Source organism: Paenibacillus sp. FSL W8-1187 (assembly GCF_037965485.1).
GTDB lineage: Bacteria > Bacillota > Bacilli > Paenibacillales > Paenibacillaceae > Paenibacillus_O > Paenibacillus_O pasadenensis.
In genome coordinates, this window is the sequence record NZ_CP150181.1 from 5,316,854 (window position 1) to 5,330,394 (window position 13,541).

Here is a 13,541-nt window from a genome sequence, read left to right on the forward strand (position 1 = left end):
CGGCAAGTTCACAGCTTGTTCCCCGTTCAGGGGAATATTTCCTGGGCAATCGTCACGGCTGTCCGCGCTGCCGGGCCTTGTCCGCCAGCAGCCAGCCGACCGCGAACAGCGCCGCCATCGCCGCTCCGAGCACCGTTTTGAGCGCGGCCGTGCCGTTCAGGAGAAGCAGCTGGAGCAGCACGAGCGCGACGAGTCCGGCGTTTTCCTTGCGCAGGCGGCGGAACGTGCCCTTGCGCAGCCGGTACACCAGCACTCCGGCGACGAGCGCGTAGATGAGAAAGAACAGCGAGGCGGCAAGCGTTTCCATCGGCTTCCTCCTTCTTCGAACGAAGCTGGCGTCGGCTGGCGTCTGTCGGGCCGGGTCAGCTGTTGTCGGACGCCGGTGCGGACGGAGCCGGACCATAGGCCGGTACAGGCATACCCAGTGTAACCCAGCCCCCGTGTCGAAGTAAGGGGAAACCTGGCCGCGCGCGGCGGGGACCGGTTATTTTTCCTCGACGATGACGGTGGCGTTGTAGATCACGATGCGCTTGCCGTTCAGGTCGAACAGCACCTTGTTGCCGTACTCCGTGTCCTGGATGTCGATGCGTCCCTCATACTGCTGTAGCAGATTTCCGTTCTGGTCGTACACCTTGACGGTCCGCTCCAGTCCTCCGGCATTGTTCGACTTCCAGGTCTTCAGCTGCCTGGAGCCGTTCTCCGTGCTGAAATACCAGGCGGTGCAGCCTCCGATCGCGACCAGCAGCGCCAGCGTCACGGCGAGCCAAATCCAGCGTCCGCGTTTCTTCATCGGTTCTCCTCCTCTTTCCCTCGTTTCGTTTCCATGGAACTGGGTACGAACCGCAAGCCGATTCGGCTTCGTTTCTTTCCTGGTTCAACCGCTCTCGGCGGCGGTTGTTCCCTTGGCAGCCAAGACCGGCATCCGCTCGGGAAGAGCCCGCTCATGGAAAAGAAGCCTCCAGCTCCGCCGGCAGGTTCTCGCGGATGTAGTACCCGGCGTTCTCCGGGTCGAACACGAACGAGCCCGGCAGCCGCCGATGCAGCTCCCAGGCGGTCTGCGTCTTGCCGGAGCCGAACGCTCCGTTGATCCAGATGATGGCGCCCATTCCCTCGCCTCCTCTTCTCCCGCTTGCCCGCTCTTGCGCGGGCCGATGCTGCCCTTAGGACGAGCCGGATCGAGCGAAGGTTGCGATGGAACGATCCGGTTTCCATTCATGCCCAGCGCTGGTATGATAGGGATCATTCGCTATCGCGATTCGGAAAGGAGACTCGTCGCTTGAAATCCCGCCTGCTCTACAGTCTGAAGATTCTGGAAACCATCTTGATCCTGCTGCTCTCCTTCTTCCTGCTCGCTCAGCTGATCCCGTTGCCGGAGACCTATTTCAAGGACTTCGGCCAAAAGACCGCTGACCGCGAAGGCCGCTATTTCCCCGCCTCGGACCCATCGTACCGGCCTTACTACGGCTCCAGGCTCCGCGTCGAGGGGGCGTCCGTGAACGGCTCGGACATCAGGATCTATCTGACCTCCTGGAAATTTTTCTATGGAAGCGGACTGCCCCGAGATGTTCTCGTAAAAGCCGACGACGGCACCGTGCTCACCCGCTCAAGCGGGGCCGCCACGAGCTCGTTCTGGCTTGAACGGGGCGGACTCGTCTTCCGCGGCCTGCCGGAGTCGGCCCAGTCGGTCGACGTCATCGCCGAGTCCTACGGCCAGTCGGCCGCATTCCACATTCCGCTGGCGAAGGAGGATTCCCCATGACGCATGACCTCTCGTCCCCGCAGCCCGAAGCCCGCTCATCCCGTCCCCTCTGGAAAGGCCATTTGATCCGCTGGATTGTCATCCTGCTGCTCGCGGCGCTCTCCTTCTCGCCGTTTTGGAGCGGCTGGTCCCGCACGCCGGAAGGCGCGGCCAATCGGCTGCTCTACGGATTCGAGTACCCGCCGGCGTCCCTGGTCTCCTCCCTGGCCGGCCCGGACCGCGTGCAGGCGGCGCTGCTGCTCGACCGCGAGCACGGCTTGATTCACCAGGTAAAACTGAAGCGCATCCTCGGCGTGCTGTGGAGCGGCTCCGCCATCGGCATCTCCCATCCGATGGACGAGGACATTGCCGTCAATATGCTCTGGAGCATCAACAACGATCGCCGCAAAAGCACCTATATGCTGGCGGGCCAGATCGGCGATGGACGGATCGCTTCGATCCGCATCGCCTGGCCGGACGGGAACAGCTCGGAGCCCGTTTTTGCCGAAGGATTCTACCAAGCCTTTCACGTGACGCCCCTGAAGGACGGGGAGCCGCCTTACCGAGGACAGGTGGAGCTGCAGGCGTACGACAAGGACGGCAAGCTGCTCTACGAGGTGAGCGAGTCGAATCGCGAAGCCCGCTTCGAATCGTGAGCGCGAGGTTGTGCACGCCCCTCTGTCCGCAGTATGCTGAATGCTGATCACGATTCCGATGCGGGAGGAGGCCGATCTCTGACGAACCGATCCGATGCCTGTGAATCCGAACGAAACGCGCCCGGCCGCGACGCCGAGGCCGCCCTGCTGCGCCGCCTGCTGGACTTCGCGGCCTCGGAGCCGGAGCTGCTCGCCGATCTGCGGCAGGTCCGCGAGCACGGTCCGCCCGGGGCCTGGCTCGCCGCCGGCTATGTCCGCAACCTCGTCTGGGACCGTCTGCACGGACGCGCCGAGCGCACGCCCCTGGACGACGCCGATGTCGTCTACTTTGATCCCGCCTGCCCCGACGAGGCTGCCGAAAAGCCGTGGGAGCAGGCGCTCGCCGCGGCCAGGCCAGGCCTGCGTTGGTCGGTCAAAAACCAGGCGCGCATGCACCCGATCAACGGGGACGAGCCGTTCGCCGGCGTGGCGGACGCGATGAGCCGCTGGCCCGAGACCGCCACCGCCGTCGCCCTGCGGCTCTCGTCGGACGATCAGGTCGAGGCGCTCGCCCCGCACGGGCTGAGCGACCTGTTCGCCATGAAGCTGCGCCCGAGCCCGCTGCAGCGCGATCCGTCGCTGTTCGCGCGGCGGGTGGCGGCCAAGGGCTGGCTGGAGCGCTGGCCGCTCGTCCGGCTGGCGGACGGCTCCGGGCCCATAGGCGTGCCGCAGGAAGAACGCATTCATCCGAAGGAGGAAGCAAGCATGACAAGTCTCGGCTATATCAACGGACGCTTCGTGTCGCTGGAGGAGCTGGTGCTGCCGATCGAGGAGCGCGGCCATCAGTTCGGCGACGGCGTCTATGAATTTTTCCGCGTGTACGAGGGCCATCCGTTCATGCTGGAGGAGCATCTCGACCGGCTGTACCGCAGCGCCGACCTGATCCGCATCGACATCGCGCCGGACCGCGACGAGCTGCGCGCGATCATGGACGAGCTCGTCACGCGCAGCGGCCTCGCCAGCGGCGACATCTACCTGCAGGTGACGCGGGGCGTCGCGCCGCGCAACCACGCCTTTCCGTCGGTGCCGTCCTCGCTGACGATGACGATCAAGCTGTGGCGCGAGCTCGCCCCCGGCGTCCGCGAGCAAGGCGTGCAGGTGCTGCTCCATCCGGACGAGCGCTGGCTGAACTGCCACATCAAGTCGCTCAACCTGCTGCCGAATATCCTCGCCAAGCAGGCCGCCGTGGAGGCGGGCTGCTTCGAGGCGGTGCTCGTGCGGGACGGCTTCGTGACCGAGGGCTCGAGCTCCAACGCCTATCTCGTCCGGGACGGCGCGATCCGCACGCATCCGGCGACCAACCATATCCTCGGCGGCATCGCCCGCATCGCCGTGCGCCGCATCGCCGAGGAGCAGGGCATCCCGTTCATCGAGGAAGCGTTCGGGCCGGAGGAGCTGCTGGCCGCCGACGAGGCGTTCCTGACGAGCAGCGGCATTGAGCTCGTACCGATCGCCGGCGTCCATGGGCGCGGTCCGATCGGCTCCGGCTCGCCGGGGCCGGTCGCGCGCGCGATCCACGCGCGCTACGCCGAGCTGACGCGCCAGCGCTGATTGCGAGCGAGCGAGCGGGCGTCCGCCTGAGCGGAGCCCGCATCGCATGAAAAAAGCCTCCTTTCCGGCCGAAGGTCGGAAAGGAGGCTTTTTGCCGTCGCTACATATAGCTGCGGATGCGGGCGCCGAGCTCCCGCGCCAGCGCATCGGGGCCGCGCCGCACATCCGCCTCGTGCAGGCGGAACGAAGCGCGCGTCTCGTCGGTGCCGAGCCATTCGGAGAAGGCGCCGCCCCGGCGGTCGACCTCCATCATCACGTCTACGTAGCCCGGGGACGGGAGGAACACCATCTCCAGCTCGTCGAGCCGGCCGAACTCGCGCGTGCGCGGCACGAACTCGAATTCCTGCAGCACCGGCACTCCGTAGCGCGAATGCCCGACATGCTTGCACTCCACCTCGCGGGTGCGGAAGCCAAGGCGCTCGACGGCCTCCAGCACGCTGGCGACGAGCGGATGCGGCAGCACCTTGATGTAGTCGTTGTCCGCCGCATCGAGGGCGCTCGCGATGTCGAGCGACGTCTTGATCCACACCTGCGTGCCGCCGGCCGTGATCGGCGTATGCTGCGGCAGCACCCAGCGGAAGTCGAATTCCTCGCGGCTGCCGGCGCCGATCTGGAACGACTCGCGCAGCGGCAGGCGGGCCAGCGCGACGTTCTCTCTGACCTTGCTGTCGTTCACTTCCTTGATATAGCTCGTCATGAGCACGAGCTCAATGCCGTTGATCTGCTGCGGAACCGCTCCGCCCTCGACGAGGATCCGCCCGGAGATCTCGTCTCCGGGACGGACGCCGCTGTACGGCACCTCCAGCACCGTCTCGACCTTGGCCGCTCCGATTCCCATCGAAGCCATCATGTTTTTGAAGAAGGACATGCCGCCCACGCTCCCTGACCGATAGTTGCTCATTCCGCTCGCCCACGGGTCCGCTTCAGGACTGCCGGCCGGGGAATGATGCTGGAGATGGATACGGCTCAATCTGGAAAAAAGTTTCACCCGCATATTGGAATTCGCGCTAATCGCCCAGCTCCTCCAGCAGCCGCTCCGCGACGAGCCGCCCGCCGATCGTGACGATCGGCGTGCCGCCGCCGGGATGGGCGGAGCCGCCCGCATACCAGAGGCCGCGGATGTCGCGGTCCCGGCTCGGAAAACGGAAGAACGCCTGGCTCGGCCGGTTCGACGACATGCCGTAGATCGCTCCGCGCCAGGCGCCCGTCCGCCGGGCCAGATCGTCCGGCGTCAGCACGCGGCGCAGGCCGCCCGCCTGCGGGTCCGTCCGCTCCGCGATGCCGCTCAGGCCGCGGGCCTCGAGCAGGCTGAGGATGCGCTCGGCATAGGCGTCCTTGAGCGCCTCGTAGTCCAGCCCGTCCCGCTGGGCCGGCGCGTTGACGAGGGCGAACAAGCTCGTCCGCCCGCTGCCGCCGACCGTTCCCGCCGCCGCCCCGCCGCCCGACCGGCACACATAAATGGCCGGATCGGCCGGCAGCTCCCGCCGTCCGAACAGGTCGTCGAACTCCGCCTCGTAGTCGTCCGGGAAAAAGACATTGTGATGCAGCAGGCCGCCCAGCTCTCCGCGCAGTCCGAGCAGCAGCACGAAGCCCGCTACCGAAGGCTCCAGCCGGTCGAGCCTCCGATCGGGCGTCGACGGGCGATGGAGCTCCGGCACGAGCCGGCGCAGCGCCTCGAGCGGATCGGCGTTCAGGACGACGGCGTCGGCCCGGACGAAGCCGCCGTCCGTCTCGACGCCGGCCGCTCGGCCGTGCAGGACGGCGATGCGCCGGACCTCGGCCCGCGTGCGGATGTCCACGCCGAGCTCGCGGGCGAGCCGCGCGTACGCCTCCACAATCGCGTAGCTGCCGCCGTCCGCGGCGAATACGCCGCTGCCGCCACCGTCTCCTGCCTCGATATGCGCCATCATGTTGAAGACGGCCGGCGTCTGCCGCGGAGCCGAGCCGACGTAGGTCGCATAGCGGCCGAACATCGCGAGCGTGTTCGGGTGGCGGAAATAGCTCCGCAGCACGCGGTCCATCGAGGCGAGCGGACGGATGCGGGCGAAGCCGGCGAGCAGCGACGGACGCAGCCGGTCCTTCCAGTCGAGGATGAGCCCGCTCAGAAACTCCCGCTCGGCGAGCGCATGCAGCCGCGCGCTCTCCCGCATGTAGGCGCGGTAGCTCCGCGCATCCTCGGGGCTGTAGGCGGCGATCTGCGCCTCCATCCGCTCCGCGTCGGCGGTCAGGTCGACGACCGACCCGTCCGCGAAGCGGCTGCGCGCGATCGGATCGAGCGGCCGGAAGCGCACGTAGTCCTCGCGCTTCCGCCCCGCGGCGTCGAATACGGCGTCGAATACGGGCTGCATCGTCAGCGTGCTCGGCCCGTTGTCGAAGCGGTAGCCGCCCTCCTCGACGCGCTGCAGCTTGCCGCCGAGCTCCGGCTCCTTCTCCAGCAGCGTCACCCGGCAGCCCCGGGCCGCCAGATGGATCGCGCAGGACAGGCCGCCGAGCCCGCCTCCGACGACGGCGATGCGGCGTCCGGTCCGGCCGGAGCTCGAGGCTGCGGGGCGCGCGGGCGGCGGCTCAGGGCCGCGGCCGAGTCTGGACCCGTCGTTCATGCGTATCGCCTTCCTTTCCATTCGTAGCCCCGCTTGCGGTAATGGCAGCGGGCCGAGTCCGCCCCGATCAGCAGCACGAGCGCGATGCTCGCCGGCAGCAGCAGGCAGTAGGCGGCCGACACCGCTCCGCGGACGTCGACCGCGAGCTTGACGAGCGCGCCGAGCGCCCATGCCGCGGCGGCCGCCGGCAGCCACGCCGGGGGCTGGCCTGAGGCCGCCCACGCCGCGAGCCCCGCCAGCAGCCCCGCCGCAGGCAGCAGGTAGAGCGCCGCATAAGCCGCGCTCACCGCCAGCAGCAGCGGCAGGCTGCGGCCGAGGCCGGGGAACAGGTTTTTGCGGTAGCCGGTCCACACCTCGGCGGCGCCGCGGTACATGCGGCTGGAGGCGAGCGCGTCGATGCGGGCGAGCCGCGCCGGCTCCCCGCCGCGCTTGGCGAGACGGATCAGCTCCATGTCGTCGAGCAGCGACGAGCGGACCGCGGCATGTCCGCCGATCCGCCGGTAGCTGTCGGCGGCGATCAGGATGAACGCGCCATTCGCCGCCGCGAAGCGCGGATCGCGCGAGCGGCTCACGAGCCGCAGCGGCAGATGGCAGAGGATCGTGAACAGCATCATCGGCACGACGAGCTTTTCCATCCAGGTGCCGGTCTCCTGCCGGGGGAAGCCGCTGACGAGTCCGCTCCGCTGCGCGGAAGCCTCGCGGGCCGCCGCCTCCAGCGCCTCCGGCTCGAGCGCGACATCGGCATCGAGGAACAGCAGCCATCTGCCCGACGCCTCCGCCGCCAGCTGGGCGCAGGCATGAGACTTGCCGAGCCAGCCTTCCGGCAGCTCGCGGCCGTCCAGCAGCCGGATACGCGAGTCCGGCAGCCGGGCGAATCGCCGGGCGATGTCCGCCGTGTCATCGTCCGAACGGTCGTCGAGGACGAGAATTTCCCGCGGCCGGCCGCGCTGCGCGAGCAGGCTTTCCAGGCAGCGCGGCAGGTTCCGCTCCTCGTTGCGGGCAGGGATGAGAACGGAAATATCACTTGGTAATACAATGTCATTCTCAGGATTACTTCGATTAAAATCCCGCGATTCAGAGAGATGGAGCGCGTTTGGAAGAGAATCCTTCTCTGCCTCCGCCTTCCTCTCTGCCGTTCCGGGTGCGGGAAATGCCCGCTTCCCCCTGTCGCCAAGCGGTCGGTAATACCGAGTGTTCCATACAATGAAAACGAGCTGCAGCAAAAGCGCTGCGGCTACGAGCGCGAAAATGGCTTCCATCCGCGCCATCCCTCCTTCCACCCGCGATAGCGGTCCGAGGTGGAGCGCCCTCCCCGCAGCGCGAGCCGGAAGCGCCCTCCGTCCGGAAGCGGCCGATCCGTCAGCTCCCGGCGATGGACTTCCAGCTGGCGCTGCAGCAGCCCGGCGACGAGCGCCGCCGCCTCGTCCCGGCTCAGCGCGGACCAATCGCGCCGGATCGGCTCGCCGGCCATGACGGTCGCCGCCGGCTTCTGGTGGTCGCCGAGCGCATAATGCAGCGTCACCGGACGCAGCTCGGCCGGGCCGAGCCGCCGCAGCAGATGCCCGATGCCGCCGAGCGCCTCGATCGGCCGATCCGGCGGCGTGATCGCGCCCTGCGGGAAGATCCACAGCGGATGCCCGGCGCGCAGCTTGGTCTCCGCGTAGGCGAGCGAGGCGAGCGTGTCGCGGGGCTGGTCCCGGTTCACCGAGAACGCCCCGAGGCGGCGGAAGAACGGGTATTCTCTCAAGCCTTTTTCATCCATCAGGATGTACGGATCCGACTGCGTCAGCCGCTCCGTCAGCTGGAACAGGACAAGCCCGTCCCACCAGGACACATGGTTGGCGGCATACACGACCGGCAGCTTGCCGACGCCAGCCGCGTCCGCGCCTGCGCTCGCCTCCGGCTCCAGCTCGCCCCACAGATAGACGCCGTGCAGATGCCGGGGGAACAGATAGAGGCTCTGGTAGAGCGCGAACAGCCGTCTAAACGGAACGCTCTTGGCGGCGGGAATCAAGGCGGACCCTCCCTTCGGCGAGCGCGATCCAAAAGAGGGAGAGGACAAACGCGGCGGTCAGTCCGGCGCGCAGCGCCAGCAGGCCGAACAGCAGCAGCATGAGCTGGTACAGCCGCAGCGCCAGCCGCCGCTCGCGCGCGCCGCAGGAGACGGCCGGCAGCAGCAGGCTGAGCAGCGCGCCGACGATGAACCAGCTGACGAAGTTGGCGGTCGGGATGCCGTAGTAGAAGCCTCCGCCGGCCCAGTCCCAGAAGCCGCGCGCCTCGGCGACCGGATCGAGCACGAGGTCGAGCAGCACGACCCACAGGCCCGTCTCCAGCGCCCGCCGCGTCCGGCTCGTCCGCCCGGACAGCAGCGCGCCTCCCGCGATGACGCCGATCCAGGCCAGCCCCATCGTCCACGGCACGCCGGAGAGCATGCGGCCGAGCTCGTCGGTGTAGACATACTCGCCGAACGGGAAGCCCGTATGCGTGCCGACCCACTCGACGGCGAACGTGCCGGCGGCGATGAGCAGCGCCGGGACCGCCAGGCGCCGCCAGCCGGTACGGACCGCGAGCAGCTCGAGCCCGCTGAGCGCGTACAGGACGAGGAAGACGCCGCTCGCGAACGACAGCGCGGGCGGCACCTCCGCGAACACCTGCAGCACGAAGCCGACCGCATACCAGACGAGGAAAAACGCGGTCAGCGGCAAGCCGCCGAGGCCGATGCGGGCGAGCAGCGGCGGACCGGGCCGCCGCGCAGCGGCCGGGGCGACCGGCGGCGGGAGCTCGGCGAGCCGCAGCGGGGATGCTGCGCCCGGCGGCGAGGAAGCCGCTTCGGCCTGATCCTGCCCCGCCTCGCCGCTGCGGCTCACAGCGCCACCCGGGACGGCTCGGCCTCGTCCCCGTCCAGGCCGCCGGCGCCTCGACCGGCCTCGACCTCGGGGCTCCGCTCGCCGCCGCGCGCCGTCTCGGCCGCCGCCATGCCCTGCAGCACCGCGCGCAGCAGCCGCTTCCGCCCCTCGTCATCGACATAGGCCCGCCGCGTGAACACCTCGCCGCCGATCGCCCGCACCGCCTCCACGATCTCGCCGTAATAGGCGGCTGCCAGGCGGATCGAGAAGGCGCTGTCCGCCGGATACGTGTGGATGCCTTCCAGTCCTCGGCGGAACCATTCCGCGGCGACGGAGGCGAGCTCCTCCAGCACGCGGAGGAACGCCTCGTTGACGACGCCCCGCTCGAACTGCTCCTCGCTGTAGCCGCAGCGCTCCATCAGCTCGAGCGGCACGTAGCGCCGGCCGAGCCGCTGGTCCTCGCCGACATCGCGCATGATGTTGACGATCTGCATGCCTTTGCCCAGCCACACGCCCGCCTCGGTGATCGCCGCTCCCGGCCGCTCATGCAGCACCGGCAGCAGCATCTCGCCGACCGAGCCCGCGACGCGGTAGCAGTAATCCTCCAGCTCCTCCATGCTGCGGTAATGCGTGCGGACCTGATCCATCCGCTGTCCGCCCATCTGCGTGCGGAACGGCTCCTTGCCGATCGGGAAGCTCGCCAGCAGCCAGCGCAGCGCCGGCCAGATGAAGTGCCCCTCCGCGCTTTCCAGCCGCTCGAAGCGCTCCTCCAGCTCATCCAGCGTGTACGGGCTCGTATCGGGCTCGTCCACGCTGTCGTCGATCATCCGGCAAAAGGCGTAAAGCACGAATACCGCCTCCCGACGAGGGGAGGACAGCAGCCGGAACGCCTCGTAAAAGCTGGCCGAGCTTCGCTTCATGACCGCCTCGCACTCCGCGGCGAGGGCGGCATCCAGTCCTGTCGTGCCGTTGTTCATGTCCCCAACTCCTTTGCGATGATTCGCCCGAGCAGGCGGGCTCCCTGCATGACGATCGGAATGCCTCCTCCCGGATGGACCGACGCTCCGACCGCGTACAGCCGCTCGACCGGGAGCGGCTTCACCTGCGGCCGGAAGCCGCCGGACTGGCTCAGCACCGGCGCGATGCCGAAGCTGCCGCCGCGGTACAGGCCGGACCGGGCGGCGTCCCGCGGCGTGCGTACGCTCCGCCAGCGGATCGCCTCCCGGAGCCCGGGAAAGCGCAGCGCCTCGGCGCGCTCCAGCACGCGGTCGACCAGCTCCACTCCCGCCCCGTCCCAGTCCAGCCGCTCGTCCGCGGGCACCGGGATGAGGAAATAGAGCACGCTTTCTCCCGGACGAGCCGCTCCGTCATCCGCCGCGACCGGGTTGAACGCGTAGAAGGAAGGCGTCCGGCTGATGCGTCCGCGGCCGAACACATCCTTCATATGGTCGAGATGCCGGTCCGACAGGAAGAACTGGTGGACTCCCGCCTCCTCCCAGCGCCGTTCGAGCCCGAGATAGACGAGCAGGCAGCCGGAGGAAGGAATCCAGCGCTTCGGCCGGCTGCGCCAGCCGTCCAGCAGTCCCGCCAGGGCGGGGTAGTCGCCGTTGTAGACGACGGCGTCGTACGCCTGCTCCTCGCCGCCGGCGGACAGTCCCTCGCAGCGCCCGTCCCGCACCCGCACGCGCTCCACCGGCGTCGACAGGCGGATCTGCACGCCGGAGCGGCGGCAGGCCCGCTCCAGCGCCTCGGCCAGCCGGCCGTATCCGCCCCGGACATACCAGATGCCGTGCTTGTGCTCGCTGTAGGGGATGAGCCCGTACAGCGCCGGCGCCTGCAGCGGCGAGCCGCCGATGTAGAGCGACTGCAGCGAGTAGGCCTCGCGGATGCGCTCGTCGCGGAAATAGGCCGACGTCCAAGGATGCATCCCGCGCCAGGCGCGCGAGCGATAGAGGAAGCGCAGGTTGGCCGGCGTCAGGAACGAGCGCGCTCCGGGGAACGTACGCGAGAGGAACGCCTCGAAGCCGTAGTCGAACAGCCCCTCCATGTCCCGCATGTACCGCCGGAAATCCTCCGCCCCTCCGGGATAGGCCGCCTCCAGCACGCGCTCCTGCTGCCCGGCGTCCTACCACTTCGTCCAGCGCGAGCCGTCCGGGTAGTAGAAGTCGTACAGCGGGTCGATGCGCTCCAGCTCGATGTCCTCCGGCGGCACGCCGGCCTCCGCCAGAATGTCGCGGAGCAGGTCCGGCAGCAGCACGATCGTCGGCCCCTGGTCGATGCGGAACCGGCCGGTGCCGTCCTCCTCGTAGCCGAGCCGCCCTCCGACGCGGGCCTCCTTCTCGTAAACGTCCACCTCCAGCCCTTGCCGCCGCAGCAGCAGCGCCGTCACGAGGCCGCCTACGCCGGCGCCGATGATCGCGGCCTTCATGAGCGGACCTCCGGCGGAGCGGCAGCAGCACCGCGCGCTCCGCGAGTCTCCGAGCCGCCCGCTGCCGGGGGACCGGCGGCTCCAGCCGCTCCGCCGCGTCGTCCTGGCCTCCAGCCGCTCCAGCGGCCGCGTCCGGCTCCGCCGCTTCGCCCGGACCGCTCCCGCTGCTCCTCCTCCAGCAGCTGCGCGCTGATGATCGCCGACTGGATGATCGTCGGCAGCCCGCTGCCGGGATGCGTCCCTCCGCCGACGAGATAGCAGCCCTCCAGCTCCTCGAAGCGGTTGCGGGGCCGCAGATGCATCATCTGGTCCAGGCTGTGCGCGAGGTTGAACGTCGCGCCTCGATAGACGTACGACTGCTTTTCCCAGTCCTCCGGCGTATACATCCGCTCCTCCTCGATGAGCGCCTCGACGGCGGCCGCGCCGGGGAGGCCGCATTCCGCCGCCAGCCGCTCCAGCATCGCGGCGCGCACCCGCGGCGCCTCCTCGCGCCAGTCGAGCCCGGAGCGGTTGTTGGGGACGGGCATCAGCAGGTAGAGCGCCGACTTTCCCGGAGGAGCCAGCGTCGGGTCGAGCCGCGACGGATGATGGATGTAGAGGGAGGGATCGTCCGACAGCGTCATCCGTTTCGTCATGTCGTCGACGTTGCGCCGGTAGTCGGACGCAAAGACGATCTTGTGATGAGGCAGCGTCGGCAGCTCCGCCCCGATGCCGAGGTAGAGCATGAAGGTGGATAAGGACAGCTTTTTTTTCTCCAGCCTGGCGGGCGTGTAGGACTTCAGCGTGCCGGGCTCGAATAAAGTCGTCATCGCATGGCCGAAGTCCGCGCCGATGACGATCGCGTCGGCGTCCAGCCGCTCCCCGCTCTCCAGCTCGACGCCGACGGCGCGCCTGCCGTCCGTCAGCACGCGGCGCGCGCCCTCGCCGACGCGGATGGCGGCGCCGTGCTCGCGGGCGACGTCCGCCATCGCCTCGCTGATGCGGTTCAGTCCGCCGATCGGATGGTAGAGGCCGTATTCATGCTCGAGGAAGCTCAGCATCGTGAACGTGCCGGGGCATTCCCACGGCGACATGCCGAGGTATTTGGACTGGAACGAAAATGCCCAGCGCAGCCGCTCGTCGGTGAAATAGCGCGAGAGCCGCTTATGTACGGTGTCCGCGGCATCCAGCTTGGGCAGAGCCCGCAGCACGTCGGACGCGAAATAGCTGCGGGCCGAGCCGAACGGCCGCTTCAGCAGCGGCAGCACGCGGCTCAGCTTGTCCCGCTCCCGGCTCATGAAGCGGAGATAGCGCTCGCCGTTGCCCGGGAACAGCTCCTCCACCCGGCGGGCCGTCTCCTCGTGGCTGCCTCCGGGAGAGAATTCGATCTCGCCGAACTTCAGCGTATAGAGCGGATCGACCCGCTTCAGCTCCAGGTAGTCCCTCACGTCGCGGCCGGCCCGCTCGAACAGCTCCTCCAGCACCGGCAGCATCATCAGGAACGTCGGTCCTCGGTCGAATGTGTAAGCGCCGATGCGAAGCGCCGAGGTCCGCCCGCCGACGTAGGCCTGCTTCTCCAGCAGCGTCACTTCGTGGCCGCGAGCCGCCAGCAGCATCGCGGCGGCCAAGCCTCCCGGACCGGCGCCGACGACGGCCGCCTTGATTCGTTTCCCCACTTCCCCCACCTGCTTCCTTCGTTTCGTT

The 13,541-nt window shown here is 68.7% G+C and carries 14 protein-coding genes and 1 pseudogene; 3 read left to right on the plus strand and 12 right to left on the minus strand.

The features are described from left to right. Positions 1–52: 52 nt before the first annotated feature. From NYE40_RS22940 to NYE40_RS22950, 3 genes and pseudogenes are all read right to left on the minus strand, one after another. On the minus strand, positions 53–307 hold the full coding sequence (locus tag NYE40_RS22940) for a hypothetical protein (RefSeq protein WP_028598868.1): 255 nt from the start codon (positions 305–307) through the stop codon (positions 53–55). A 177-nt stretch (positions 308–484) separates the two neighbouring features. Next, positions 485–790 carry a hypothetical protein gene (locus tag NYE40_RS22945; protein WP_028598867.1) on the minus strand — a complete coding sequence of 102 codons (306 nt, stop codon included), beginning with the start codon at positions 788–790 and terminating at the stop codon, positions 485–487. Between the two features lie 169 nt (positions 791–959). Further along, positions 960–1,106, minus strand: a pseudogene (locus tag NYE40_RS22950) (tunicamycin resistance protein); the annotation flags it as partial. A 170-nt stretch (positions 1,107–1,276) separates the two neighbouring features. On the opposite strand from NYE40_RS22950, the gene NYE40_RS22955 reads away from it, so the two are divergent. The 3 genes from NYE40_RS22955 to dat are packed head-to-tail and all read left to right on the plus strand — an operon-like array spanning position 1,277 to position 3,984. Next, positions 1,277–1,759: a hypothetical protein gene (locus NYE40_RS22955; protein ID WP_101807575.1), complete on the plus strand. Its 483-nt coding sequence runs from the start codon at positions 1,277–1,279 to the stop codon at positions 1,757–1,759. Beyond that, entirely contained in the window at positions 1,756–2,394 is a 639-nt protein-coding gene (locus tag NYE40_RS22960; protein ID WP_101807574.1) for a hypothetical protein, read from the plus strand. Before NYE40_RS22955 ends, NYE40_RS22960 begins: the two co-directional genes overlap by 4 nt. A 33-nt stretch (positions 2,395–2,427) precedes the next feature. Then, complete coding sequence (dat, locus tag NYE40_RS22965; RefSeq protein WP_339279023.1) at positions 2,428–3,984, plus strand: D-amino-acid transaminase; 1,557 nt, start codon at positions 2,428–2,430, stop codon at positions 3,982–3,984. Positions 3,985–4,084: 100 nt separating this feature from the next. On the opposite strand, the gene NYE40_RS22970 is transcribed toward dat, so the two are convergent. From NYE40_RS22970 to crtI (NYE40_RS23010), 9 genes are all read right to left on the minus strand, one after another. After that, on the minus strand, positions 4,085–4,852 hold the full coding sequence (locus NYE40_RS22970; protein WP_028598865.1) for a sporulation protein: 768 nt from the start codon (positions 4,850–4,852) through the stop codon (positions 4,085–4,087). Positions 4,853–4,991: 139 nt separating this feature from the next. Beyond that, positions 4,992–6,584 (minus strand): phytoene desaturase family protein, encoded by a 1,593-nt coding sequence (crtI, locus tag NYE40_RS22975; RefSeq protein WP_101807572.1) that lies wholly within the window; start codon positions 6,582–6,584, stop codon positions 4,992–4,994. Next, positions 6,581–7,843, minus strand: coding sequence for a glycosyltransferase family 2 protein (locus tag NYE40_RS22980; RefSeq protein WP_180968353.1), 1,263 nt, complete (start codon positions 7,841–7,843; stop codon positions 6,581–6,583). The genes crtI (NYE40_RS22975) and NYE40_RS22980 overlap by 4 nt, the downstream gene beginning before the upstream one ends. Beyond that, positions 7,819–8,598: a lysophospholipid acyltransferase family protein gene (locus NYE40_RS22985; protein ID WP_339279024.1), complete on the minus strand. Its 780-nt coding sequence runs from the start codon at positions 8,596–8,598 to the stop codon at positions 7,819–7,821. Before NYE40_RS22985 ends, NYE40_RS22980 begins: the two co-directional genes overlap by 25 nt. Next, on the minus strand, positions 8,567–9,451 hold the full coding sequence (locus NYE40_RS22990) for a carotenoid biosynthesis protein (protein WP_228551757.1): 885 nt from the start codon (positions 9,449–9,451) through the stop codon (positions 8,567–8,569). Before NYE40_RS22990 ends, NYE40_RS22985 begins: the two co-directional genes overlap by 32 nt. Further along, positions 9,448–10,407, minus strand: coding sequence for a phytoene/squalene synthase family protein (locus tag NYE40_RS22995; protein WP_153784511.1), 960 nt, complete (start codon positions 10,405–10,407; stop codon positions 9,448–9,450). The genes NYE40_RS22990 and NYE40_RS22995 overlap by 4 nt, the downstream gene beginning before the upstream one ends. Further along, the gene (locus NYE40_RS23000) at positions 10,404–11,534 is read right to left on the minus strand and encodes an FAD-dependent oxidoreductase (RefSeq protein WP_339279025.1); all 1,131 of its coding nucleotides are present in this window, start codon (positions 11,532–11,534) and stop codon (positions 10,404–10,406) included. Before NYE40_RS23000 ends, NYE40_RS22995 begins: the two co-directional genes overlap by 4 nt. Before the next feature lie 21 nt (positions 11,535–11,555). Further along, positions 11,556–11,858: an NAD(P)-binding protein gene (locus NYE40_RS23005; RefSeq protein WP_339279026.1), complete on the minus strand. Its 303-nt coding sequence runs from the start codon at positions 11,856–11,858 to the stop codon at positions 11,556–11,558. Continuing rightward, complete coding sequence (gene crtI, locus NYE40_RS23010; RefSeq protein WP_153784513.1) at positions 11,855–13,513, minus strand: phytoene desaturase family protein; 1,659 nt, start codon at positions 13,511–13,513, stop codon at positions 11,855–11,857. Before crtI (NYE40_RS23010) ends, NYE40_RS23005 begins: the two co-directional genes overlap by 4 nt. Positions 13,514–13,541: the final 28 nt, after the last annotated feature.